The organism is Vibrio kasasachensis, assembly GCF_050337565.1.
In the GTDB taxonomy this organism is placed as follows: Bacteria; Pseudomonadota; Gammaproteobacteria; order Enterobacterales; family Vibrionaceae; genus Vibrio; species Vibrio kasasachensis.
This window is the reverse complement of record NZ_JAKJTB010000009.1, coordinates 441,470-465,630: the sequence shown is the minus strand read 5'-3', so window position 1 is coordinate 465,630 and position 24,161 is coordinate 441,470. Positions and strand designations below refer to the sequence as shown.

The window sequence follows — 24,161 nt, the reverse complement described above, 5'->3', positions numbered from 1 at the left end:
CTGCTGAGACTGCTGAGACTGCTGAGACTGCTGAGACTGCTGAGACTGCTGAGACTGCTGAGACTGCTGAGACTGCTGAGACTGCTGAGACTGTTGATCTTTCTCTGGAGTTGATTGAGCATTTTGTTCTTGCTGTTCTTGCTGTTCTTGCTGTTCTTGCTGCTGTTGAGCGTGTTCGATCATCTCAAGGTTAGAACGGGCATTCTGGTAGTTAGGCTCCGCCGCTAATACCTCTTCATATAATGTTTTCGCTTGCTTGAAATTACCAAGTTGAGCATGAGCGTTGGCGAGATTATATTGGCTGTCAATATCGCTAAATGCTTTTAATGAATTGACTGCTGCAGTGTAATCTCCAGCGTAATACTGGCTTATCCCTTTCCATCGTGGGTCTTCAAAGCTTTGCGCTGCACCTTGATAGTCTTGTTGCTCGAATTCTTGATAACCTTTTTGGTCATTATTTACAAATGGGTTTGCGTGGGCTTGTTCGGGTATGATTGTGCCAGTGAGTACGAGTACTAAAGAAAGTGAAAGGAGAACACCGCGTCTAAACATCAGTAAAGCGGGTAAAAGTAACAGTAATACAAGCCAGTACCCGTGATTGATGCGATCGTTCATTTTTTGATTGTGTTGGTTTAACACTGTATCTGAGATTTGACTTGTCAATGCTGCAATTGCTTCAATATCACTGTTGTCCGCTTGAATCGGAACAAATACGCCTTCAGTGGATTGCGCCAATTTTTTCATAGAGTTAAAGGGTGTTTTAGCGATAGGTGTACTGCCTGCGCTTGTACGAAGCAGCGAACCATCGTTGAGCTGTATAGGGGCTCCAGATTGAGTTCCTATGCCCAGAATACTGAGCCGATAACCACCACTATTGGTCATATGTTCTATTTCATCGAGTTCAGAGGGTTCTATATCATCACTGAAGAGCACAATATCGCCCTGTGCAAAACCAGAGCTTGAGATAGTTTCGATTGCAAGCTGAACAGCAGAGATGGCATTAGCTCCCTGATAAGGCATGATCTCTGGCGATAAGTTCGGAATTAGGTTCGCCAATGTTGCACTATCGCTCGTTAGTGGGCTTGCGAGGTAGGCGTCGCCGGAATAAACCACCAAGCCGGTTTGTCCTTCTTGCCACAGATCCAAAAGGTCAATGGCTTTGTAACGTGACAGCGTAAGTCGGTTAGGTTTTATGTCATTAGCGTACATTGATAAGGACATATCCATAACCAAGATACGAATACTGGACGTGGTATAACTCGGTCGCTTTGTTTTGGAGAAGCTTGGACCGGATAATGCGATCACCGCAATGAAAGAGACAAGCGTAAATACATAAATCAGAATTTTTGACGATTGGCTCGTGTTTGCGCCCATTGCCTTAGCAAGATGTGGTGCAATCAAATTTTTGTGTCGCTTGCGCTTTAGCAGCCAAAATGCCATGACGGCTAATGGGATCAAAGCAAATAGCCACACTGGATAGAGAAAAATAAATTCAGACATGATTTCTTCTCATTACAATCAGTACGCAGCTCAAAAATAGTGCCGAGGCTAGGGGGAATCTAAACCATTCTTGTTGTGGTCGCCATGTTTGAGTTGCTTGGCTTACGGGCTCTAATTGGTTAATTGTTTGATAAATATTTTCAAGGTCGTCGCTATTGCGAGCGCGAAAGTATTCCCCGCCAGTAAGCTTGGCAATTTCTTTTAACGTTGTTTCGTCAAGGTCGCGAGCGGTGTTCACCTTGCGAGTAAAGAGGAACTGTTTCACTTCCATTTCACCCGCTCCCACACCGATAGTGTAAATAGTCGCACCGTATTTTTTAGCTATTTTAGCGGCTTCCATTGGCGCAATGACACCAGCGGTGTTACTGCCATCGCTAAGTAAAATCATCACACGTTGGGGCGCAGAGCTATCAACGAATGTTTTTGTTGCGAGCCCAATGCCTTCACCAATGGCAGTTTTAGAACCAATGAGATTAAGCACTACCTGCTGCAACTGCTGGCGAATAGCGTTGCGGTCGAGAGTCAACGGCGTTTGCAGATAGGCATGGTCGGCGAAAAATACAAGACCCAGCCGATCCCCGTTTCGTTGTTCAATAAAATCACCCAACACATGCTTTACAGCGCTAAGGCGATCAATATAGTTGCCTTGATAGAGCATGTCTTCTTGGCTCATTGAACCGGATAAGTCGACAACCAATAGCATATCTCTATGCTCGGGTTGGTGAACAACAGGGTCTCCGTACCATACCGGTCTTGCCACCGCACAGATTAGAGCAACCCAAGTTAAACCTGCGAGCACTTTAACCGTGTAACGGTTGCCTGCCTGCTGGATTGCTTGTTCTGGCAAATAAGGCAAATAGAGTGGTGCAGCCGATTTCGCCTGAGGTAGCAGGAAGTATGCTATCAAAGGTAAGGGCAATAAGAAGAACATCGGCCACCAAACAAACTCTAAGTTAGACAAACATTATTTCCTTCTCTTTGGTGGTAGTGCTTGCTCTACCCACTGATAACAGTGTTGTACTAACTCGTCGTCATTTTCGACGGTTTGCTTACGATAAAGAACGCTTTGCCACAGCTCATAGTTTTGTTCAAACACGGGGATTGCTACCTGTGAATCAAGGAAGGTGTACCAATCTTTACCGGTTAGTTGTGCGATTTGCTCACGAGGGTAGTAACACAGTGCAACTTGACGAACTAATTCGAGTGCCGCTGCGGGCTTTTCTTTTGGGATTAAATGGAGCGCGGTTTTTTTCGGAGCAAGACGCTTTTTTTTCCAACGTATGTAGAACAGAAAAATGGCAAAAACTACCACTATTCCAGCCAGTGAAGCCCACCATCCCCAAGCAAGAGGAAACCAATCAGGAACTTGAGGTAAAGCCATATCTTTAAGTGGTAAAATCGAATCGTTATCAGTGCTGGTCATACATTCATCCAGAAATTTGATTTAGTAGCGGTTGCCCACTACTCAAGGCGCAAAAACTAATCCCTGTTTTTTGTGCAAGCGTTTTTAAGCCTTGTTGTTTATTGTTAAATGCCAATTCAATCTGTTGGCGAGATTTTTTTGATGAAAAGTCTAACCATTGGCTACGACTACCATCAGATACTTTCTCCGATCCTCTAAAATTGGTTGAACCAGATTCCAGAGGATCAGAAATATGAACAAAACGAACGCTATTGTGTTGCCTTAGCTGAGATAGTGCATATTGATCATTACTACTTAAGCGAACGAAGTCGCTTAAAAAGATAATTTCACCGCCTTTAGGGGTTAAGCGTCTCAAGGCTTGTAATGCCGGCTTTAAATCGTGAGAGTGCGCTGTTCGCGGTGTAGTAAGTTGTGTTTGGTGTAGTGTGATTAATTTGTGCAAAATGGCAAGGGGACCGCGGTTTCGGCTGGTCGGCTTTAACTCAACCAATTGGGACCCAGTATCGATAATTGCCCCCACTCGATCTTGTTGGGCAACGGTGAGCCACGCAATCAGGCTTGCCATATGCGCCATCATGACAGATTTCAGCATCAGTTTTGAACCAAACATCATACTTGGGCTGAGATCAAGATAGAGTACGAGAGGCTTTTCTCGCTCTTCTGAAAACAGCTTAGTGTGTGTTTTTCCTGTACGCGCAGTCACACGCCAGTCAATTGCGCGAATATCATCACCCACTTGGTATTGGCGAACCTCACTGAAATCCATCCCGCGGCCCAATTGACGGCTGTGATGCTGACCGAGCATTTGTGACCAAAGACTTTTTGCCGGAGGCAACCACTTGACACTTTGCTTTTGAAAGTAAAGTAGCTCATCAAGGGATAAATCAACGCCGTTAGAACATGGCACAAAATCACTTTTCATCGGCATAACCTTATGCACTGCCAACTAATGAAAGCAACTTATCAATTACTTGGTTAGGGGAAATACCTTCTGCCTGAGCATGGTAGCTCAGCATTAAGCGGTGACGAAGTACAGGATAAGCCATTGCTTGAACGTCTTCAGGTGAGACAAAGTCTCTGCCGCTTAACCATGCATGTGCTCGGGCGCAGCGATCTAAAGCAATGGTTGCTCGTGGGCTAACGCCTATTTCAATCCAGTTGTCCAAGTCATCATCGTATTGGTTTGGTTGTCGAGTGGCGATAATAAGGCGAACAATATACTGCTCTATTCCTTCCGCCATATGAATGTTCAACACTTCTTGACGAGCTTGAAAAATTTGGCTTTGCGTTAAATTAGGAGGTGTTAATGGTGTTTCACCTTTCGCTTCACCGCGATTTAAGCGCAAGATTGCCAACTCACTTTGTGCGTCTGGGTAGTCGACATTTAGATGAAGTAAAAAACGGTCGAGTTGCGCTTCTGGCAACGGGTAAGTCCCTTCCTGTTCAATAGGGTTCTGCGTCGCCATAACCAAAAACAGCTCTGGTAGTGGATAGGTATGTCCACCCGCTGTAATCTGCTTTTCCGCCATCGCTTCCAGCATTGCGGCTTGTACTTTTGCAGGGGCGCGGTTTATCTCATCAGCGAGGACTAAAGAGTTAAATATAGGACCTGCTCGGAATTGAAATTCCCCAGTCTCAGGGCGGAAAATATCGGTTCCCGTGAGATCTGACGGCAAGAGATCGGGTGTAAATTGAACTCGATGGAAATCCCCTTCAATGCAATCAGCAAGGGATTTTACCGCTCGGGTCTTTGCCAGCCCCGGAGGACCTTCAACTAAAATGTGCCCATCAGCGAGAAGTGCAACTAGCAATTGCTTAACGAGTTCATTTTGACCGACTATTTGGCTTTCTAGGTACGTTCGTAACGTTGTAAATGCTGTTGATGTCATCGGTTCCTCATACTCCTTGATTTCAAATGGCGCCCCAAAGAGGGGAAACAACAGTTCGATTTAGCGGAAAGCTTATTCTCTAATATAGTGCTAGCAGTATCGAAACAATATCATGATGTTTTTAAGTAACGATATCAAGGGCAATTTCATATCATAATCAGCTAGTTAAGCAATAGTAAAAGAGCAAAAAATGGGCTGTCTTTCCATAAATTCATAGAATACTAACTCTGTAAAAAAGAAGTTGTTCACTTTTAGAGCACCAGATCGCCTAATAAGCCTTTTTATTTGGATAGGCGATAAACAAAATAGATTGAGCCCCTACGATAACAGATAATAGATCATGATGTTTTGATGGCTGCTTGATGTGCTACAGACGAATCATTTAGTCATTTTTATTGGAGAACGTTAATCTAGAATAAGTGTACGGAAATGAGTAAACTCACTCTAGATTGGAATTTATAGGTAAGTATTGATCATGAATGATTTTGAGAAAGAACTAGAGAAAATGTCGCAAGAAATGGTTAATGAACCAGAAGTGGCATTGCCTTCAATAGAAGAGCAAAAAGCAATAGCAGCAGAGCTAAAACGCCTAGAAGAAGCCGGAGAGCTTACACCAGAAGTACTAGAGCAGTATTTTGGTCAGTTTTATACTAAGTCAGATGCGCCAATTCATTGATTGAGCAAATCTAGACAGTTTAGCGCTGCCACGGCAGCGTTTCTTTCCTTACACCTCACACCTGTCGCATTACACTTTCACGCGAAAACGAACATACAACCAAATCACGCATCTCGCGAACACTTCAAATCATTTGAGAATCCCACAGTGCTTACTTAGTAATCATCGAAATATTATCACTAAATTTTCCAATAATTAGAGTTAAGTATGATTTTAATGTAACTGAGTTGTTTTTCATTGGACAATAATTTGTAACTTAATATTATTAGAGTAGCTACTGCGTCGTTAAAATGGCTTAACAACCATAGACCCACTTTTCAGCGACAAATACACCTCCATGTATAATACTAAAGTTTAGTTGATGATGAAATTTGATATAAAGCAATGGTTTTCTATACCTAAAAAGTCACTTTCAATTCTCTACTTTCCCGCATTATTGATATTAATCAGTGCTGTTGTTGTCAGTATAGAGATGGGGTTGCCGATTTCAGTTTTGACGAAAGATCCACTTTCAGTTACTGGTCAGCATCCATTTACTGGTGTTATCTCAAACTTAGGTATTGTCCTTTGGGCGTTTTCTTGTTCAATCGGTTTCTTTACCTATGGCATCTTGAAAGTCAGGGCAAAGGATAGAATTAGAAACAATTTTATATTATTGGGTGCAGTAATAAGCTTCGCATTCTTATTTGATGATCTGTTCATGTTTCATGAATGGATTTTTCCGAAAGTATTCGGCTTGAATGAAAAAATTGTACTTATTCTATATGCGCTTTTATTGATTTATTATGTGGTTAACTTCAGAAGGCAAATACTGAGCCGTGATATCACGCTGCTGTTCTTTTTCTTTGTAGGTTTTACTATCTCTGTAGCAATAGATTTAGTACCAGATACCTATTTCACATGGCACTATTTGTTTGAAGATGGACCTAAATTTTTAGGCATCGTAAGTTGGTTTGGCTATCAAGTAACAAACTGCTTGCTAGAATTAAAATCACCACAGCTTAATTAGGCGTTTGGCACTTTAATGATACGTATTCGGGTATAAAGTGCCTTGCCGCTAAATATTTTGTCGTTTAGTTTTAGGGCAGCTAAGGGCATAGCTTTCCTTTACGTGGGATACTGTTGACTAGATAGTCGCCACGTGGATTGTGATGTACAGTTCCGTGCCAAACTTCATCATTTTTTAGTTCGACTTCAAACGCGAAGTAACGTCCGTCTTCGTTTAACGCGCGTACATCTAATACTTGCTTGATTGGAGAGCGCGAATCCACATTCTGCATAAAGCGATTTAGCGCTTGATGGACATCTGCTGTTATTTTTGTCTCTTTCCAGCTCGCATATTTTTCATGGGTGTCGCATTTGCTCATGGTCGGCTTTACTGGTTCCTCCTCGGTGGCATAGGTGTTGATCGCGATTATACTTACGCTAATAGCCAACAGCATTTTCATCATCATCCCCTCATCATTTGATGTAATCGTTTGGTGTCAATTAATCTTCTATAAGATTGAATGTGATCGCTATCACGAGAGTTGTCAAAAAAATAGATGATATTTAATGAGGTATCTAACTCATCAAAAACTGAATACTAGGCGATGAGGTGGGGTGTTGAGCTAACGCCGAGAAGACTCGCCGTTAGCTAGGACATTGCAGTGTGTGTGCAGTATTAAGGACAAAATTGACCTTGTTTGGGCAAACTATCGATCAAGTAATCACCGCGAATATTGCGGTAAACAATACCATGCCAATATTCCCCATTCTCTAACTGAACCTCGATGGCGTAATTAGTGCCGTTCACCGCTTGAGTCCGTACTTGATTCGCTGACTTGAGAGGCGTCACATAATCTATGCGATCATTAACGTGCTAACCGTTACTTGTGCATTTGTTGTCAGTTTTAGGTTAAAAAATGCTATTTTTTGACTCTATTTGTGAACATATGCAATGTTTTTGTCAATGTTGAATAAGGGTCTGTACTGAATAAACAGATCTGTTAGTGTTTCGACTCGATAATAGTCAATCTAAGGCATATGTAGCAGCAATGAAGAGTACAGAACTTAATTTGATACCAATATTCGTTACAGTTTGTGAAGAAAGAAACTTGTCGAAAGCAGCTACTCGCTTACATTTGAGTCAACCAGCCGTGAGTAAAGCGATAACTCGTTTAAGGTCTATCTATGGTGACCAGTTGTTTTATCGTTCTTCTTATGGCGTTGAAGTTACAAATTATGCGAGAGAACTTTGTAAGTCGATGAAAACGATATTGGAAACGGTTGACTCTCATTTGGTAGGAATTAATCATTTTAATCCTGAATCATCATCTCGATTGTTCTCTGTAGCTTGCCCTCCATATGTGAGTCATGAGTTTATCCCTAAATTGATCAATAAAATTAAGAAAAATGCGCCAAACATTGTATTACAGGTTAATCCCCTGTTTGTTCCGGATTATGAAGAGGCATTACGTTTTCACCAATATGATGTAATTATTGATATTGAGAGGGAGTTGCCTGCATCCGTACGTTATGACGTAATTACCAATGAAGAGCTAATGGTTGTATGTAGCGAAAATCATCCTCGTATTGGAAGCCAGTTATCACTAAAACAATTCTTGCAAGAAGAACACGTTGTACTCACTTCTTGTCAAAATGGGATGAGTTCGCTGACTAGTTCGGATATTAATGAATTATCAGACAGAAGAGTGGCTTATAGTGCTTCGAACTACATAGAATTATTATCGGTAGTTTCTCAGACTGAGTATATTGCTATTTTACCTAAGAAAACAACGGAAAGATTCGCGAAGAATTACGGTTTACACGCATTTACTGCACCATTTAATAAAACAAATTTTAATGTGTGCAATATGTGGCATTCGAACCGTAGTAATGACGCTGGACATCAATGGTTGATGAGTAAGATTAAAAATGTGGCTAGTTTTCGGGACTATTTATAGCTTGCTATAGAACCATCAATTAAGATCGCGACAATAATATTTGAATAAGGTATTGTTAATAGCTCTGAAACATTTGTGAATATGACATTATTGTCACTCAAACGAATAACGTCGCCTTGTTCATTTAAGGCTACAGCACCTAGTGTTTTGTGAAGGGCTACCGATGTAAATGGTGACTTTTGTGCAGACCACTCATTGATATTCGTACCATTGCTAAAAGAGATTACAGAACCGTCATATTTAAGAGCGATGAAGCCGAGTTCTCCAGCATTTATATCTTTGACATTAGTTAAATTTGATAAAAACGCATTATTAAGAGGCTGTCCATAAAAAAGACCCCACAAGACGATGCTCCCATCAGATTTCAGGGCTGCAAAATTAGCAAAATCTCCAACAATTTTATCAACATTAGTTAGTGACGCTTTTACAGATGAACTATCTCCACCTGCGTTCTGCTCTCCCCAACTTATGACACGACTATTGTTATTGATAGCGGCAAAAGCTCCTTGGCGTGTAGCGGATACACTTTTGATATTTTTTAATTCAGACTGAACTTTGGAGCTATCAGCTCCCCAATTCGCGTTCCCCCAAGTTACCACTGAATTGTCGTTTATAATAGCGGCGAATGCTTGCGCGTTGGCTGTAACACTTTTGACGTTGGAGAGCGGTGCTGTTAGAGGGTTTGTTACATTTCCCCAACTTATAACAGTATTGTCATTCCTATGCACAGCTCCGGTTTGATAGCCTAAAATTACATGCTTTATATTTGTTAGTTGTGCATTAATTGAACTAGTATCTCCGACATTTCCAAACAATATGACTGAGCCATCTTGTTTAACCGCTGCAAATCCCTGAGCATCACCAAATGAATAATTATCATATGGGTCGGGATAAATGTTTTTAATATTGTTTAAAAGGTGTGATACACCACTTATATCAGCTTGGTATGGTTTGTTTTGGTCAACCACGCTCCCTTCACTATCTAGTACTATAAAGCTATTTTTAATCATAGCCGCTGAAACAAAACCTTTCACGTACTGAGTATCAGGGTAGGACGCAGTTATTCCTTGTAAGTCAGCATGAACATCGAAGTTTCCATATTTTTTCGCTACCACCTTTCCATTATCTATGCTCGCAATCTGCGGCTTACTTATAGCCCAATTGGCTTCATTTGTAATATTGTTGACGTGACCTTCTCTGTATTTGGCTTGCGCTTCGAACTGAATAACCTCACCAAGTTTTAAAGATGTTTGCGGGTTTTTCGTAACTATCTCAATAGATATAATCGATCCAGGAGATATCGGTTCTGCTGGCAGACTTCGGTTGAATGCATCTTTTGAATCGCAACCCAATAGAAATATCGACAAAAGAATAGAGAGGAAAGTTCTATTTATATATCTAGCCATCAAATTAATCATCCGAATTTTGATACAAGAATGCCAAGAAGGTGACGATAACTCGGCGATTTTGTGAACGTCCTTGTTCTGTTTCATTCGTTGCTATTGGTGTTGTTTCACCCTTACCTATTATGGTTAATTGATCGGAGTTAACCCCCAATTCTTTTAGAATATTTGCTACAGCGAGAGCTCTGCGCTCAGATAAGTTTTGATTATAAATTTTTGAGCCACTTGAGTCGGCATGACCGACAATCATAAGTTTGGACTTTGAGTCTTTTTTTAACACGGTCGCAATTTTCTTTAGCGTGTCCATATATTTAATATCGATATTTGTTTTGTTGGATGCAAACAATAAACCGCCATCGAATAAATTTTCTGTAAAACGGTAGATTATTGGGCTCTTATAATTAGTTTCAGTATCGTTGGCTTGATTGTCAGTTGTGGGCGTAACCGATGGGGATGCTATCACTGTTGGTGTTTTAGCAAAATGATAAGATAGTTCGAATACTAACGAGTAGTTGTCATATTCACCAGTGTTTGAATTACCGATACTATCAATATATTGGAAACCTGTTGATAGCTGAACATTAGGACTAATATGGAATCCTAATCCTATTTCACCTAATGGTGACAGACCTTTGGCATTCATTGTTTCAAAAACGCCAGGACTATCTTTTTCTATATCCCAATAGCTAGCGCCTAAGCGCCCATAAAGACTTAAATCATGGTTAAGATACCAGTCGTAACGTAACGCAGTTTCAATACGAGAGGTTTTTATGGTGGTCGATGTTGCCACCGCTTTGAAGTCATTTTGATATTGGAAACCGACATCCCAACGCAAGTTAGTCGATATTTGTATTGCTGCAAAAATGCCAGCGAGGTAAGCATCTGGATTTTTACCGTCGTATGTCTCATCTGTAGCTATCTGATAACCCGTCTTAACGCCAGTAATGAAAGCGGGATAGCTAACGCTGCTTTCGGCTATTCTATCAGTCGATGCTATTACGAAAGAGCTTGCAACTAAACTTAAGCAAAAAATATAAATTCTTATTAGCATAACTTTATTAAAAATACCTAATTATAAAATGCCATGACTATATTTCAGTTTTATTCGTTATTGGGAGTGCAGTTGTACCACAATATGTCGCATTAATATTTTGTAGCACTTTTTAACACTTATCCAGCTGTAGATTCAGTTTGAGAAATCTATTGAATGGTTATATATCATTGAATACGTGTGATATTTTTATCTGGTATGCATCTTGATGCATTTATTTTTGTAATAGTAGATATAACATGATTAGGCTTGGAACTTTAAGTAATATCAACTTTGAAAAGCGAAAACTAATACAACAAACGTAATATTAAATTAATTTGTATTGAGCTATGAAATGTGAGCTCTAGCAATAAGTGTAGTGCAATGGTGCTACCGAGTCGGTGGGAATATTTGAGACTATCTGCGATGAAAGTCCATAATGATAATAAGGGTTATTGATGTTAAGAAAAATGAGTATTTGGCTGTCAGTTTGTGTTGGTATTATTATTGCTTTCGTATCATCAGCATCGTATTTATATGTTCAAAATAACGCAAAAGAGCAACTAGAACAGCGTGAAACTCAGAGCGGGAAAGCGGTAGAAACCGTCTATGCGTTATTGGTGGAAGTTTTAAAGGATGAGGTTTCTAGTATGGCATTGTTGATAGAAACTCTCCCTGATAAAAAACTAAATACTATTGAAAATAAAAGAAATCAACGGAATTTAAAACAATCTTTGGGAGAGATCGAAAATAAGTATGATGATTTCTCAAAAGTATTTATTGTTGATACCGATGGTGACGTATTTGATTCGAATGGTTGGCTTGAGGATTTTAATGCTAAAGTAGAAAAAAGACAGTGGTTCGAAAATGTTCTATCCGGAAAGAGTGCTACGTTTATAAGCGCGCCATATAAATCATGGAAAGGAGATTACACTATCACGATTGCTGCGCCAATAATTACTGATAAAAAAACTGTTGCGGTCTTTGGTATCGATGTGGATTTATCTGAGTTTATGCCAGATTTAGGGTTTGAATTTGTAATGACCACTAATGATAATATTATTTTTATGGCAGATGAGCTAAATTCAAAGAAAGGTTTGATTGGCAAGAATTTATTTGAATTTAGACCGCAACTTGATGGATTGATGGTTAATGAAATAATTAAATATAGGAATAACGTATCAGACTCGTATGCAGTAATGCGGCACGATACTAAAGGCTTCAATTTGTATACCGTAGCTTTACAGAATAAAGTTATGGATGAAACGAGAGAGCAAGTTATTTTAGTTTCAGTTGTGGTTTTATTTGTTGGTTTGATTTTAATAACATGTCTGATATTTGTATTGAGGCTAGAGCTCAAAAGATTACCAATGGTTGTTAGCTACATTGAATCATTTGCTAAAGGGGATTTTAAAGAAATTGAAGTTGTAAAATGTAATAACGAACTGGATACAGTGTTCGATTCGCTTCGATTTTTGAGAGAAAATGTTACGAGAATTTTAAAGTCTACTAACGAAGTACAATTTGAGCTTAGAGATAATCAATCAAAAATATCTAAAAATATTAAAACCGTTAGTGACAATAGTCATAATCAAAACACTAATTTGGAAAATGTAGCTACAGCGTGTGCTGAACTTTCATGCTCATCGGAGAGTGTTGCGCATCATGCAATATCAGCCGAAAAATTAAATAATGAAGCAATAGATAAGATCAATGAAGGGAGTGAGATTCTCTGCAGGGTTAATGCCATATCAGAACAGATTGGTGGATCCATTACAGAATCAGCCAAAATATCAACTATCGTGATGAATAATGCTGAAAACGTAAATGACGTAATCGAAATAATTGATGGAATATCAGAGCAAACTAATTTGTTGGCTCTCAATGCGGCAATTGAAGCTGCTAGAGCAGGTGAGCAAGGAAGAGGTTTTGCTGTCGTTGCTGATGAAGTAAGAGCGTTGGCGGCGAAAACTCAACAATCCACCTCTTCTATACAAAATATTGTTATACAACTTCAAGAAAAAGCGAAACAATCGGATCAGTTAATGCAAAACAATATTAAACTGATGTCCGAGTCTCAAGGTCTATATTCTGATTTGGATGTGAATTTTACCGAAATAGAATTAAAAGTTAATGCATTATCAGATGTCAATTCAACAGTATCGACTGCATCGGAAGAACAGTCATTAGTAACGCAAAAAGTATCAGAACAATTAGAAGAAATAAATACTGCAGTAAGGGAAAGCTTACAAGAAATTAATAACGTTGAGTCTTTGAATGGTGAAATATCATCTTTGATCAAAATTATATCAAGTGATTTGAATTTCTTTAAGGTAGGTGGTAGTAGTGGGGAATATGACAATTAACAGATGCAAACTATGTGGTTGTAGTACGGATTTAATCATTGCATATAGTACCGTGTCAATGTGTGATTCATGTGTTGATACGATCGTTTTATTAAATGAAATTAAAGCGAGTAGAAAGAGTGATCGGTTATTTAAATCAGTTCTGTTTCTGCTGAAGATGGAAGCAAAGAAAATTGATTATGTCCTGGAGAAAAGTAACCATATTGATGATGAAGTATTGTCTGGTATCTTAAATACAATTGAAACAATTGATTTTGAACATACATATGTTGACGATGAAATAAAAGCTTGTGGAAAGAAAATAATATCAGAGTTAAGGCTTAAATGTTCCTTATACCGGTAAGTGTTTAAACATGTAGTTCTTTAGTGATGTGTAGGAGGGGTATGTGTAGTCGTTTTAATTATATGGATAAAAACAATCTACTTGTTCGGTCTCGTTCAATTAGAATTCTGGGACATTCTACAAGTTTAAGAATAGAAAGTAAGTATTGGGATGTTTTAGAGAGCATTGCAGATAAAGAAAACAAAACGCGCTCGGAGTTGATTTCAGAAATATATTCAGAAGCGATTGAAAGTGGGGTTGACTATAACAGTTTTACGTCACTATTAAGAGTGTATTGCATTGTATTCTTGGAAAATGAATCATTCACAGAATGATTCGGATGTATTTTTCTGGTTCTATATAGGGAGATATTAGATGGATAAATTAATAATTACAAATACCTATCAACCTATAGTTTGTTTAGATAGTGGTGATATTAAATCATATGAAGTTTTATGCCGATCTAAAATGGGTGATATAAAGTTTGGCGCGTTAGATACGATTAGGTTAACAGCGAGTTCGATTCAAGAACCGTTATTGATCTCAGTTGTCAAAAATCTGATTGAAGATCGAGTTTATTTTGATATGAATACCAAGTTTAACCTGAATGCTTCGTGGGTGGACCTGTCTAACAGCCATCTCTTGTTAAAGGTTATCCATTTGTTTGAGAAATCTAGTTTTCCATTTGGCGATCTAACCATCGAGCTCACAGAGAGTTCGGAGTGTGTTATTAGTGATGAGTTGATAAATAATTTTGCTTCTTTCAGTTCTCTCGGAACTAAATTTTCGCTAGATGATTTTGGTTGTGGCTTTAATAGCTTTGAAAAATTTTTATTTTTGCCTTTTACAGAGGTGAAATTTGATAAAAATATCATGGAAAGGATGTGTAAGTTTCATAAAGGCTCAGTTGAATTCAAAAAATTTGTTTCATTTCTTAAGTCTAGTGGTCTATGTGTCGTTGTTGAAGGTATTGAGAGTAAAAAACAATATGATTTTGTGAAGTCTATCGGCGCTCAATATGGGCAAGGATTCTATATCAGCAAACCTCGTACGGCTGAGACTTCATTGCTGGATAATTCTATTTGTTTAACTTAATTATGATGGTTATGAAGAAATTATTTGTTCCAAGTTTATTGATAACACTTTTAGGATGTGATTCTGAGGGAGCGTTTAACAGTGTTACCAAAATAAAACTTCCGCCTAACCCTAAAATCACCAGTTTACAGTTAAAATATAGGAATGGTTTTTTAGTTCCTGATGTAATTTGTACGACTTGCGATGAGGCAATGTATCAATATCAATGGGTAATAGATAATAAGACGGTTGGAACCGAAAGTACCTATGAGTTAACGGACAAAGATGTTGGTTTCGATGTTCGTATTAATATTATAGGAATGGATGATTATAAGCAGTCAACATCAGCATACAGTGTTAACCGTGTTTCTGTCGTTGTCAGTATTGAATCAGCAGCAGCTGCCTTTGCTGCTCTTAAGAATGATGGTTCCGTAACTGCATGGGGAAGAGCTTCCAACGGTGGTAACATTCCTTCTGGATTAGATTTGAGTAGTGGGATTAAAAGTCTATTTTCAAATTATTATTCCTTTGTTGCAGTTAGAAATGACGGCTCTGTCGTTACGTGGGGCGACTCTAGCAAAGGGGGTGACAGTTCAAGTGTGGACTTAACTGCAGGAGTGAAGGCGCTTTACTCGACAAGAGGTGCATTTGCTGCGTTGATGTGTGATGGTTCGGTCACAACTTGGGGATCTCCTTACGAAGGCGGTGACAGTTCAGGTATCGATTTTAATAATAGTGTACATGCTATCTATTCAAACTTATTTGCATTTGTGGCACTAAAGGAGGATGGCTCCGTGGTCACTTGGGGTGATGCTGATAGTGGTGGAGACGCCTCCGGTGTGGATTTTAGTAGTGGTGTAAAAGAGATATTTTCAACTTCATTTGCGTTTGCAGCACTTAAGAATGATGGTTCAGTGGTTACGTGGGGGAAAGCAAACTCGGGGGGAGATAGCTCTGGCGTTGACCTTAGTGGTAATGTGCAAATGATTTACCCAAACGGAGAATCTGCATTTGTTGCGGTTAAGAATGATGGCTCAATTGTCACGTGGGGTTTTGCATCAAGAGGAGGCGATAGTTCAGGCGTAGATTTAAGTGGAGGTATACAGAGTATCCATTCAACTTTTTCTGCATTTGCAACGTTGAAAGATGATGGTTCAGTCGTTACGTGGGGAGACCCTTCATATGGCGGAGACAGTTCATCGGTGGATTTTGGCGCAGGTGTAAATGAGATATATTCAAACATGTATGCATTTGCAGCGGTTAAGAATGATGGTTCGGTTGTTTCATGGGGAAATGCGTTAAGAGGTGGAGACAGCTCAAGCGTAGATTTGAGTAGTGGTGTAGAGAAGCTATATATAGCTAAAGGTGGCGCATTCATCGCGGTTAAGAATGATGGTTCGGTTGTTTCATGGGGAGATGCGGTAAACGGTGGCGATAGTTCTGGCGTAGATTTTATTGGTAAGGTGTACAAGGTTTATTCCAATTTTAACGGTGGCGTAGCTTCAATTCAAGAGAATGGCTCAGTGTTAACGTGGGGGAATTATAATTATGGCGGTGACTCTAGTCTTGTGGAGGATAAACTAAAACCTTCTATTGAATTGATTGAAACTTCTATTTAGGCGACACACCATTAGGCGCTAAATGACGCAATAAAAGAAAGACTTTAGAGTTTCAGCCAACGATCAAGTGGATTGATTGTTAGCTGAAATACTGAGGGGATATTACGGGCAGAGCTTCCCTTGTTTTGCCAAGCTATCAATTAAATAGTCACCTCGAATATTTCGGTAAACAATACCATGCCAATATTCGCCATTTTCTAACTGAACCTCGATGGCGTAGTTAGTGCCGTTTACCACTTGAGTCCGTACTTGATTAACTGACTTAAGAGGCGATGCATTGTTCATACGATCCATAAACGTATTGACCGCTTGCTGGACTTCAGGTGTTAACTGAGCCTCATGCCAACTACCTGGCATCGCTTTTTGCTGGCATATTGGAGAGATTGGCTTAGTCGGTTGCGAGTTGTTGGCGCAGCCGCTAAGTGCCGTTGCTGCAAGCGCAGCGATAATGAAGTATCGACTCATCTGTTTCCTCTTGCTCGTTGATTGAGCTGCGAGTTTTATTGTTGATTCCAATGTGATTGGAGTTTGGCTTATTGTCAAAAATATTCTGTATTTTAGAGTCATGTGAAAGTTAAATTATTCGCATCATTGCACTAATCCTTACTAAATGCTGAACTGATATTGTGCGTTTCGAAACTGGAACCGTATAAACGTTAGTTAGTATCAAACAGAGGAAGTTATGAAGCGATGGTTTATTGTTGTTATCACATCGATGATGCTCATGGCGTGTGGCACAAAATTCATTTATGACAACTTAGATTGGATCGCGATTGAGTATATTGAAGACTTTGTTGAATTGAATGATCAACAACAGAATCTGATCAGTGAATCTATTGAGCGTGCTTCTGTTTGGCATCGCACTTCAGAGCTTCCTGCATACCTTTCTCAATTGGATGAGTTGCTACTTTTAACCCCAGCGACATTAAGCTTGCAACAGTTTGAACAACAGGAGCTTAAGTTTAGGGAGCACTCTTTGCGTTTGCTTGATCATTTCTTTCCTGCAATTGTTGATGTTGTCGAACAAATGAGCGATGAGCAGGTTGAACAATTAATGAATGAAGTACGTGTTCGCCATATAAAATTTAAGAAAAAGTACATCAATGCAAGTGACCTCGAGCTCCAGTCCCTATACCAACAACGGATTGAAGAAAGTCTTACGCAATGGATTGGTCCATTAACCGCGCAACAGCAATTATTAGTTGAGTCATGGGTTCAGGACTTAAGAATAACGACACCGTTTTGGTTTGAATATCAAACGCAAGTTCGCGTTGAGTTGGGCAAAATGTTTGCCAGTAGAACGCAACGTGAGCCGTTGGAGTTGTCTCTTCGCAACATCCTTTATGATCCTCAGCAGTACTACTCGCAACCATTGAAAATGCGCACCAAACATAATTCGGAAATCAGTCGTCGTTATATAGTTGAGATTGTCAATTTGATGACAGTCAATCAGACAGAGAAATTAAGGGAAGAGCTGAGCGAATGGCGTGACATTGCCTACCAATTAACGCTTATACCCAAGTAACCTCAAGATGCTTAGTTCAGCGAGAATTGTTAGGTTTGCAGGCAAGGCGTTGATTTGCAAATCTAGTCGCTCTAAATTAAGAATCGATAACGTAGTCTGCGAACCTAACAAACTCGCCCTTCGGGAGCCTGTCACTGGAACCATTTTTTCGTCAAACAACTAGGAAATAGATGGCTATTCCACGTCGTTGTTTTCCTTGAACTGGAACCAGTGACAAGGCTCTGAATTTTGCATCTTGAAGTCACTTGGGTATTGATTTGGCTAAAGTTGAATACTGATAAGTCGTGCTATCAACTAGAATACATGCACTAAAAGGAGTGTCGTATGGATTGGTGGTTACTTGTTGTTGCCGGAGTTATTGGTGGGGTGTTAAATAGTGTAGCCGGAGGGGGAAGTTTTATTACTTTTCCAGCGCTGTTATTTGTGGGTATTCCTCCAATAGGGGCAAACGCTACTAATACCTTTGCCGTGAGTGCTGGCTATCTCAGTGGGGCTTATGGTTTTCGGCAAGACATTGTTAAACAGCCGGAGGTTGTGCTGCCTATAGTACTTCTGAGTCTGTTTGGCGGTGCTTGTGGCGCTTTTCTGCTTTTAAATATTTCAGAACAATTCTTTTATCAAACCATTCCATGGTTATTGCTATTCGCAACGATATTGTTCATTGCAGGCGAAAAACTGAGCCGTAAGCTACCACAAACTCAACATGCCGTGGTGTTACTTGGGGTGGTGTTGCTGTTTGTTAGCGCATATGGTGGATTTTTTAATGCAGGCTTAGGTATTGTTGTCTTGAGCTATTTGGTGTTGGCGAAATATACCGACATTAATCAAATGAACGGCTTGAAGCTGTTGGTTTCAAGTTGTGTATCATTAAGTGCCATTGTCATATTCCTCTCGCAAGGGGTTATCGCGTGGTTGCCAGGTCTTGCGGTGCTAGTTGGTAGTGTTATTGGCGGGTATGTTGCGGCGCGCGTTTCGAGGCAAATTAATCCAAATTACGTGAGGAATTTTGTTACCGTATCAAGCATCGTGATGACGATTTATTTCTTTGTTGATGTGTATGGTTAATATTGGTTAGTAATTGAGCCATTTGTGGGTGATATCGCAGATTGCTCTGCTGTTATCGTATTTTGTTCTAATTGAGATCTGTGGATGGTTTTTTGTTCGTTAACGGCTAGATAATAATATCGCAAACCGGTTGAAATTGGTTTGCCACTAACCAAACTAATTACAGTTTTGTTCGTGCTTTTCTATCTGAGGAGGAGTTATGAATAAAAAGTTAGGTCAGGTGATGACAAGCAGTCGTATGATCACCTTTATCGCGTTCCTTACCGCTATCTTTGCGTGGTTCTTAAGTATGCACGCATTATTCTCATTTACCGTCCTTGCTCTCATATGCGCCGCGTACGTGTACATCAAAGACAAGGTTGTTGGGTACGCTCAAGCACACTCCATGGTTAGAGCCCATACGGGAAGAATCGCGATATACATCGATGAATAGCTCTTATTAACCTCAAGATGCTTAGTGTAGCGAGATCAAATCTCCGTTAGCTGGAACCTGTGTTGCTACAAAATATGGTAGTCGAGAAGCGCTAAGCTTCTCGACCAATCATTTCTCAAAAATGATGTTGGCTGAAAATTGAGTTAGATCATGTAGAAAGCACACTTGGTCAGAAGAGCCCTTCAAAAAAATATCAAAATACAGTTATCCAAATCACCTCATAGTGTTTGCTTAACAGGTTTAATTTTTTAGAAGGATCTGATCATGAAGCGCATTCCTGCGTTGGACTCAATTCGAGGGCTATTGCTCATCGTCATGACGCTGAACCACTTGTTCTGGATTAGTGGTGGCAACTCCATTTTTCAAATGTTTACCTTGCAGCCTTTTGGGCAGTTTGGTGCAGCAGAAGGGTTTATTCTCGTTTCCGGTTTTTTAGCTGGAGCGATTTACAGCAAAGCTAAATTATCCAATACCGAAATCAGACAAAAAGCATGGGGCAGAACGCTCACTATTTATCGTTACCATTTTGCTTGTCTTGTGATTGTTTTTGCTTGGTTTGGTATATGCAGCGTTTATCTTCCGGAGGCTGCTCAAACCTTACAACCTAATTTAACGAGCCTAGTAGAAGCACCGTGGTCATCTACCATCCTCAGTTTTCTGTTGGTCAACAAGCCTAATTATCTTGAAATATTACCCTTGTACATCATGTACATGTTTCTGTTACCCGGTCTGATTGCGGCTTATCGTCGAGGTTGGATGGTGTGGGTATTGCTCATCAGTGCAGTGATATGGGGTGTGAGTGGTAGTATTTCTGATAGTGTTCTACTGAGTTTGTTGACAAACATATCGCCAGATTTGTCTTTGCAAACCGGCTATTTTGACCCATTTGCATGGCAGTTTATGTTTGTGATCGCTTCCGCCTTTGGGTACGCGGCTAACCAAGCGAATTTCCGTTGGTATTCGGCGCCATTAGCTATAATTGCAGCCATAACTGCTTTAGCGATTATGTTGATGCATCATGGTGTTTTTAATTCATTGGGGCTCCATCAAGGAGTACTGTATTCGCTGGCAGATAAACCGGAGTTAGGCTGGTTCCGACTATTTAATATTGCCATTTTTGCATATTTGGTGGCGGTGGTGATTCGAATGCGTCCGACTTGGTTGGTATTTGAACCGCTGAGTTATATTGGTCGACATTCTTTACAGGTATTCGCTTGGCATACCGTGATGATTTATATCATGGCTCCGATGTTGATGACGCAGCGATTTGAATCTCATTATGAAGTACTTGTATTGTTGTGTGCCGCGTCTATTTGGATACCTGCATGGATGCGCGAACGTAGTGGAGACCTTTCTACAAGGAAACGCTGGAGTTTGGGCGGTGGTGGGGCGATAACGGCTGCTTTATTACTGTCGATTATGTTTAAACCAGCCGTGGTGCCTGTTGTCGAAGTTGATGACAATGGTCTTGCGCCTTTGGTTGTTAAGATCAATAACATTCAAGGCGAAGGTCCCGTAGTTGTGCTGGTTTACAGTGAGCAAGATAGCTTAACTGGAATGCCAAGCATTCATGCTCAAGGTTACTCTCCGGAACAAGCGAAGTCAGGGATTGAGATTAAAGAAATACCAACAGGTAAGTATGCGATATTTGCTTATCAAGATGATGATGGCAACAATCAATTGACGACTGGTCCAAGGGGAATGCCAACAGAAGGGTTCGGATATTCAAATAACCCGGCGTTGCAAGGTCCTCCGAAAATGAGGCAGGTGCAGTTTTCTCACCCTGAAAAAGCGCACCAAACGATACAGTTTTTGAATCTCTAAATGTGTATTTTACTCGTGTGCGCTTGTTTGGGTAATTTCAAATCATCCAAACTGATTTTTGTCTTGTGGCAGTGCAGAGCTCAATAGGGGTAAGCAGTTCAAATTCGATTCTGTTGTTATTGAATGAGAGCTGCTGAAATATTTCCGGTGCAGCGCGATATTTATATCGCTTATGCTGTGAAAGGCGCAGATAAAATTGCTCTAATTGATGTTCTAATTGCCAGACATCGTCACCACTCCATTGTGTGGATAGATATGTCCCTTTGCAGGAAACTGCATTCGCTTGATGTGTTTCAATGTCATGGTGTTTGGTGCTACTTACGGAATATTGATATTGGCTATCTTTGTTTTCTGTTGGTGTGTGAAATGCGACATTGATAGGAGTGTCTTGAAGCAACCCGAGTAAATCATTTAATAAAGTGGTTAAGCGGCGTGTTCCTGCTCGTTTGTTGTTAGGAATTGAATCTGAAAATAGTGGAACCAAGCTTAGATCAAGAGTCAGCTCATTTTCTTTAGCGAACCACTTTGCGATTGGGTCGAAATCGATGCTGTTGCATGGTTCAATTCGGCACTTATGGTGTAATTGTCCTGTTAGGGGATCGTAATTCCAAAACGCCGGTAAGCCGCCAAAGTAGTGCTGATGTTCATTATAGAGCCGTTGATACAAGGTGTAGAAGAGCGTCGGTACGTAGTTTGGATTTGGTAGAGAGACAGAAATCAGGCGTGATGTCGGCAGACGTATTTCCAGTAGTGAATTTGGAATGACATCATCGTTGGTAAATGGAATTCCAATCGATAGAGGATAAGTACTAGACACCTCTTGGTTGTGCTGACGAAATTCTAATATCTGCATTTGCTGGAAATTGAGTTGCTCGGCGTAAGGTTCTAACATCAAAGATTGATGGGCTAAATTGATGGCATCAGTAATGACTTTTATATCTCGTTGAGAGCTATCAACAGTAAATACGTAACAACCCCAGCGTGTTTCTGGTTGGTTCACCAGAGTCAACGGTAGAGTTTGCAGTGTAGATAGATGAGCGAGTTGGTTTGCCCCCAAGCGTGGGAAGTACATTCGCTCTGCCCATACATTCCGACCTAACAAATGTGAAGGTGCAACTGAAGAATGCTGTCGAAAAGCACGTGCGAAAGCTTCTTGTGATTCAAAACCTAATTCGATAGCAACATCCAACACACGATGCTTGCCTTCAGCTAAACGATTTGCCGCTATGCTCAAGGCGCGAGAACGTTGATAGTGCGTGAGACTGTAACCAGTTGCTGCTTTAAATTGATGTTGGATATATGAGCGGCTATAACCGCATTGTTTGGCTATGTCACTTACGCTGATTGGTTGCGGAAGGTGATTTTCTATAATATCAATAATCGTCAGTATAAGTGTTTGATTCATGGATGTTTCAATGTAACGGTTGATACCGACACTCTATAGATAGCTTTCATTCTATCAAGGCGTAAAGCCTTACCATTCCCATATTTGCGAATGTCATCTCAGCTCTTAGGCTTGTTGGGTTTGAGTCGTAATAAAGCCTCATCAGAATTGAAACAAGAGGCGAGGGTACAGATGATAAAAAACCGATACAGGTGAGAGTATCGGTTTTTTAGTATTCGTTGCTTAGTTGTCGAAACAAAGCAGAACGAACGGAGAGATAGTTAACTCACGATCAATGTTGCAGCTTGCTTCATTGCTTCTTTAGTTGAACATTCGATTACTTTTGCATTGGCAAAGCGGTGAGCGTCTTTAACCTGAATATCGTGTGCAAGGATAACAAGTTTCGCGTTAGCAACGTCTAGGTTGGTAATACGGTTTTGCACGCCGTTTTGACCTTGAGTTTCTACTTTGATCTTGATACCAGCTGCTGCACCTGCTTTTTCTAGTGCTTTTGCTGCCATGAATGTGTGCGCTACACCTGATGGGCAACAAGTAACGGCTACTACATCGTACTCGCCTTCGCCTGCTACTGGAGCTACAGCTGCTTGAACTGGCGCTGTTGTTTGCTCTTCTTCTGCTTCTTCTTCAGCAACTGGTTTCCAGAAACCAACGATAAGTGCCGTTGTTAGTGAGCCTAGTGCAATACCCACTACGTACATTGGAATGTTGCTTGATACTGGCGCAGTAATTAGACCGCCCCATGGTGCGTGTAGTAGAACATCTGTTAGGAAGCCAAATACACAACCTACGATACCACCCGCTACGATTGAAGGAAGAACGCGCATTGGGTCGTTTGCTGCGAATGGGATAGCACCTTCAGAGATACCGATTGAACCCATGATTGCTGCTGCTTTACCTGCTTCTTGCTCTTCTTTAGAGAATTTCTTCTTGAATAGGAAAGTCGCAAGCGCCATACCTAGAGGAGGCGTACAGATTGCGATACCAACGCCACCCATTAACCAAGGTTGAGTATCTACTTGAGTTTGAGCAAATAGCGTTGCTACTTTGTTGATTGGACCGCCCATATCGAATGCAGTCATACCGCCAAGAATAGTACCTAGAACCACTTTAGATGCGCCAGCCATTGAAGCAAGGAATTCATTCATAGAAGCCATGAAGAATTTGATTGGCTCACCGATACCCCAAAGAACGATACCAGCAGAAACTAGAGTACCAATTAGAGGGTAGATAAAGTATGCGCCTAGGGCTGTCATGTTAGGCGATAGTGGGATTTTCTTAAGTTGGAAAACCACGCCACCAGCAATGAAACCAGCTACGATACAGCCTAGGAAACCGCCGCCCATGTCAGCCATGATGCCAGATGAGATCATGGCAGGCGCTAGGGCTGGTTTGTCAGCGATTGAGTAACCAATGAATCCACCAAGGATGATTGGGAATAGAACCAGACCTTTAATACCGATATTAGAAATATCAGCTAATATTCCTGTTGCAGGAACGGCACCTTTACCTGAAGCCATTACCGCAAGTGCAAGCAGAACACCACCAGCAACGATAAAAGGCAACATGTGTGACGTACCAAAAAGTAGATGTCCTTTTAATTTGCTGAGTGTCTTTTTAAAATCACTATTATTATTGGTAGTTTGAGCTGTTAGGGTACTCATA

General features: G+C 40.4%; 23 protein-coding genes. 11 read left to right on the top strand and 12 right to left on the bottom strand.

Annotated elements, in window-relative coordinates; genetic code table 11:
• The 5 genes from L4C38_RS04935 to L4C38_RS04915 form a co-directional block, all read right to left on the bottom strand.
• A partial coding sequence (locus L4C38_RS04935) for a vWA domain-containing protein (RefSeq protein WP_428796421.1) occupies positions 1 to 1,500 on the bottom strand: 1,500 nt, incomplete at its 3' end.
• Positions 1,493 to 2,461, bottom strand: coding sequence for a vWA domain-containing protein (locus tag L4C38_RS04930; RefSeq protein ID WP_428796420.1), 969 nt, complete (start codon positions 2,459 to 2,461; stop codon positions 1,493 to 1,495). The genes L4C38_RS04935 and L4C38_RS04930, both read right to left, overlap by 8 nt.
• Before the next feature lie 3 nt (positions 2,462 to 2,464).
• Positions 2,465 to 2,923: a DUF4381 domain-containing protein gene (locus tag L4C38_RS04925; protein ID WP_428796419.1), complete on the bottom strand. Its 459-nt coding sequence runs from the start codon at positions 2,921 to 2,923 to the stop codon at positions 2,465 to 2,467.
• A 4-nt stretch (positions 2,924 to 2,927) separates the two neighbouring features.
• Positions 2,928 to 3,845 carry a DUF58 domain-containing protein gene (locus tag L4C38_RS04920; RefSeq protein WP_428796418.1) on the bottom strand — a complete coding sequence of 306 codons (918 nt, stop codon included), beginning with the start codon at positions 3,843 to 3,845 and terminating at the stop codon, positions 2,928 to 2,930.
• A gap of 10 nt (positions 3,846 to 3,855) precedes the next feature.
• Complete coding sequence (locus tag L4C38_RS04915; protein ID WP_428796417.1) at positions 3,856 to 4,812, bottom strand: AAA family ATPase; 957 nt, start codon at positions 4,810 to 4,812, stop codon at positions 3,856 to 3,858.
• Positions 4,813 to 5,287: 475 nt separating this feature from the next.
• Between L4C38_RS04915 and L4C38_RS04910 the strand changes: the two genes are divergently transcribed.
• Complete coding sequence (locus tag L4C38_RS04910; protein ID WP_428796416.1) at positions 5,288 to 5,488, top strand: restriction endonuclease subunit S domain-containing protein; 201 nt, start codon at positions 5,288 to 5,290, stop codon at positions 5,486 to 5,488.
• A 361-nt stretch (positions 5,489 to 5,849) separates the two neighbouring features.
• The gene (locus L4C38_RS04905; RefSeq protein WP_428796415.1) at positions 5,850 to 6,497 is read left to right on the top strand and encodes a DUF8692 domain-containing protein; all 648 of its coding nucleotides are present in this window, start codon (positions 5,850 to 5,852) and stop codon (positions 6,495 to 6,497) included.
• A 79-nt stretch (positions 6,498 to 6,576) separates the two neighbouring features.
• Here L4C38_RS04905 and L4C38_RS04900 read toward each other — a convergent pair whose 3' ends face one another.
• The gene (locus L4C38_RS04900) at positions 6,577 to 6,936 is read right to left on the bottom strand and encodes a hypothetical protein (RefSeq protein ID WP_428796414.1); all 360 of its coding nucleotides are present in this window, start codon (positions 6,934 to 6,936) and stop codon (positions 6,577 to 6,579) included.
• Between the two features lie 215 nt (positions 6,937 to 7,151).
• A complete protein-coding gene (locus L4C38_RS04895; RefSeq protein WP_428796413.1) occupies positions 7,152 to 7,325 on the bottom strand; it encodes a cystatin domain-containing protein in 174 nt (57 codons plus the stop codon).
• A 199-nt stretch (positions 7,326 to 7,524) separates the two neighbouring features.
• Between L4C38_RS04895 and L4C38_RS04890 the strand changes: the two genes are divergently transcribed.
• Positions 7,525 to 8,433 (top strand): LysR substrate-binding domain-containing protein, encoded by a 909-nt coding sequence (locus L4C38_RS04890; protein WP_428796412.1) that lies wholly within the window; start codon positions 7,525 to 7,527, stop codon positions 8,431 to 8,433.
• Here the strand turns inward: L4C38_RS04890 and L4C38_RS04885 are convergent.
• Both L4C38_RS04885 and L4C38_RS04880 read right to left on the bottom strand, forming a co-directional pair.
• Positions 8,424 to 9,839 carry an RCC1 domain-containing protein gene (locus L4C38_RS04885; protein ID WP_428796411.1) on the bottom strand — a complete coding sequence of 472 codons (1,416 nt, stop codon included), beginning with the start codon at positions 9,837 to 9,839 and terminating at the stop codon, positions 8,424 to 8,426. The genes L4C38_RS04890 and L4C38_RS04885 overlap by 10 nt on opposite strands.
• A gap of 4 nt (positions 9,840 to 9,843) precedes the next feature.
• Positions 9,844 to 10,887: an OmpA family protein gene (locus L4C38_RS04880; RefSeq protein ID WP_428796410.1), complete on the bottom strand. Its 1,044-nt coding sequence runs from the start codon at positions 10,885 to 10,887 to the stop codon at positions 9,844 to 9,846.
• Positions 10,888 to 11,324: 437 nt separating this feature from the next.
• Between L4C38_RS04880 and L4C38_RS04875 the strand changes: the two genes are divergently transcribed.
• The 4 genes from L4C38_RS04875 (at position 11,325) to L4C38_RS04860 (ending at position 16,247) form a co-directional block, all read left to right on the top strand.
• A complete protein-coding gene (locus L4C38_RS04875; protein ID WP_428796409.1) occupies positions 11,325 to 13,232 on the top strand; it encodes a methyl-accepting chemotaxis protein in 1,908 nt (635 codons plus the stop codon).
• A 369-nt stretch (positions 13,233 to 13,601) separates the two neighbouring features.
• On the top strand, positions 13,602 to 13,889 hold the full coding sequence (locus tag L4C38_RS04870; protein WP_428796431.1) for a ribbon-helix-helix domain-containing protein: 288 nt from the start codon (positions 13,602 to 13,604) through the stop codon (positions 13,887 to 13,889).
• A gap of 40 nt (positions 13,890 to 13,929) precedes the next feature.
• On the top strand, positions 13,930 to 14,649 hold the full coding sequence (locus L4C38_RS04865) for an EAL domain-containing protein (RefSeq protein ID WP_428796408.1): 720 nt from the start codon (positions 13,930 to 13,932) through the stop codon (positions 14,647 to 14,649).
• Positions 14,637 to 16,247 carry an RCC1 domain-containing protein gene (locus tag L4C38_RS04860; protein ID WP_428796407.1) on the top strand — a complete coding sequence of 537 codons (1,611 nt, stop codon included), beginning with the start codon at positions 14,637 to 14,639 and terminating at the stop codon, positions 16,245 to 16,247. Before L4C38_RS04865 ends, L4C38_RS04860 begins: the two co-directional genes overlap by 13 nt.
• A 102-nt stretch (positions 16,248 to 16,349) precedes the next feature.
• Here L4C38_RS04860 and L4C38_RS04855 read toward each other — a convergent pair whose 3' ends face one another.
• Complete coding sequence (locus tag L4C38_RS04855; protein ID WP_428796406.1) at positions 16,350 to 16,712, bottom strand: cystatin domain-containing protein; 363 nt, start codon at positions 16,710 to 16,712, stop codon at positions 16,350 to 16,352.
• A 217-nt stretch (positions 16,713 to 16,929) separates the two neighbouring features.
• Between L4C38_RS04855 and L4C38_RS04850 the strand changes: the two genes are divergently transcribed.
• The 4 genes from L4C38_RS04850 to opgC all read left to right on the top strand — a co-directional run bounded on the left by L4C38_RS04850 (position 16,930) and on the right by opgC (position 21,094).
• On the top strand, positions 16,930 to 17,772 hold the full coding sequence (locus L4C38_RS04850) for a DUF6279 family lipoprotein (protein ID WP_428796405.1): 843 nt from the start codon (positions 16,930 to 16,932) through the stop codon (positions 17,770 to 17,772).
• 324 nt (positions 17,773 to 18,096) lie between these two features.
• Positions 18,097 to 18,837 (top strand): sulfite exporter TauE/SafE family protein, encoded by a 741-nt coding sequence (locus L4C38_RS04845; protein WP_428796404.1) that lies wholly within the window; start codon positions 18,097 to 18,099, stop codon positions 18,835 to 18,837.
• A 199-nt stretch (positions 18,838 to 19,036) separates the two neighbouring features.
• On the top strand, positions 19,037 to 19,270 hold the full coding sequence (locus L4C38_RS04840; RefSeq protein ID WP_428796403.1) for a hypothetical protein: 234 nt from the start codon (positions 19,037 to 19,039) through the stop codon (positions 19,268 to 19,270).
• Between the two features lie 264 nt (positions 19,271 to 19,534).
• Complete coding sequence (opgC, locus tag L4C38_RS04835; RefSeq protein ID WP_428796402.1) at positions 19,535 to 21,094, top strand: OpgC domain-containing protein; 1,560 nt, start codon at positions 19,535 to 19,537, stop codon at positions 21,092 to 21,094.
• 37 nt (positions 21,095 to 21,131) lie between these two features.
• On the opposite strand, the gene L4C38_RS04830 is transcribed toward opgC, so the two are convergent.
• A complete protein-coding gene (locus L4C38_RS04830) occupies positions 21,132 to 22,499 on the bottom strand; it encodes a helix-turn-helix transcriptional regulator (RefSeq protein WP_428796401.1) in 1,368 nt (455 codons plus the stop codon).
• 260 nt (positions 22,500 to 22,759) lie between these two features.
• On the bottom strand, positions 22,760 to 24,160 hold the full coding sequence (locus tag L4C38_RS04825; protein WP_428796400.1) for a PTS fructose transporter subunit IIBC: 1,401 nt from the start codon (positions 24,158 to 24,160) through the stop codon (positions 22,760 to 22,762).
• Position 24,161: the final 1 nt, after the last annotated feature.

Bases quoted from the DNA above. Each gene is read 5' to 3' on its own strand.
- L4C38_RS04925 (WP_428796419.1), bottom strand. From the start codon at position 2,923: ATGACCAGCACTGATAACGATTCGATTTTACCACTTAAAGATATGGCT.
- L4C38_RS04920 (WP_428796418.1), bottom strand. From the start codon at position 3,845: ATGAAAAGTGATTTTGTGCCATGTTCTAACGGCGTTGATTTATCCCTT.
- L4C38_RS04915 (WP_428796417.1), bottom strand. From the start codon at position 4,812: ATGACATCAACAGCATTTACAACGTTACGAACGTACCTAGAAAGCCAA.
- L4C38_RS04910 (WP_428796416.1), top strand. From the start codon at position 5,288: ATGAATGATTTTGAGAAAGAACTAGAGAAAATGTCGCAAGAAATGGTT.
- L4C38_RS04905 (WP_428796415.1), top strand. From the start codon at position 5,850: ATGATGAAATTTGATATAAAGCAATGGTTTTCTATACCTAAAAAGTCA.
- L4C38_RS04900 (WP_428796414.1), bottom strand. From the start codon at position 6,936: ATGAAAATGCTGTTGGCTATTAGCGTAAGTATAATCGCGATCAACACC.
- L4C38_RS04890 (WP_428796412.1), top strand. From the start codon at position 7,525: ATGAAGAGTACAGAACTTAATTTGATACCAATATTCGTTACAGTTTGT.
- L4C38_RS04885 (WP_428796411.1), bottom strand. From the start codon at position 9,839: ATGGCTAGATATATAAATAGAACTTTCCTCTCTATTCTTTTGTCGATA.
- L4C38_RS04880 (WP_428796410.1), bottom strand. From the start codon at position 10,887: ATGCTAATAAGAATTTATATTTTTTGCTTAAGTTTAGTTGCAAGCTCT.
- L4C38_RS04875 (WP_428796409.1), top strand. From the start codon at position 11,325: ATGTTAAGAAAAATGAGTATTTGGCTGTCAGTTTGTGTTGGTATTATT.
- L4C38_RS04870 (WP_428796431.1), top strand. From the start codon at position 13,602: ATGTGTAGGAGGGGTATGTGTAGTCGTTTTAATTATATGGATAAAAAC.
- L4C38_RS04865 (WP_428796408.1), top strand. From the start codon at position 13,930: ATGGATAAATTAATAATTACAAATACCTATCAACCTATAGTTTGTTTA.
- L4C38_RS04855 (WP_428796406.1), bottom strand. From the start codon at position 16,712: ATGAGTCGATACTTCATTATCGCTGCGCTTGCAGCAACGGCACTTAGC.
- L4C38_RS04850 (WP_428796405.1), top strand. From the start codon at position 16,930: ATGAAGCGATGGTTTATTGTTGTTATCACATCGATGATGCTCATGGCG.
- L4C38_RS04845 (WP_428796404.1), top strand. From the start codon at position 18,097: ATGGATTGGTGGTTACTTGTTGTTGCCGGAGTTATTGGTGGGGTGTTA.
- L4C38_RS04840 (WP_428796403.1), top strand. From the start codon at position 19,037: ATGAATAAAAAGTTAGGTCAGGTGATGACAAGCAGTCGTATGATCACC.
- opgC (WP_428796402.1), top strand. From the start codon at position 19,535: ATGAAGCGCATTCCTGCGTTGGACTCAATTCGAGGGCTATTGCTCATC.
- L4C38_RS04830 (WP_428796401.1), bottom strand. From the start codon at position 22,499: ATGAATCAAACACTTATACTGACGATTATTGATATTATAGAAAATCAC.
- L4C38_RS04825 (WP_428796400.1), bottom strand. From the start codon at position 24,160: ATGAGTACCCTAACAGCTCAAACTACCAATAATAATAGTGATTTTAAA.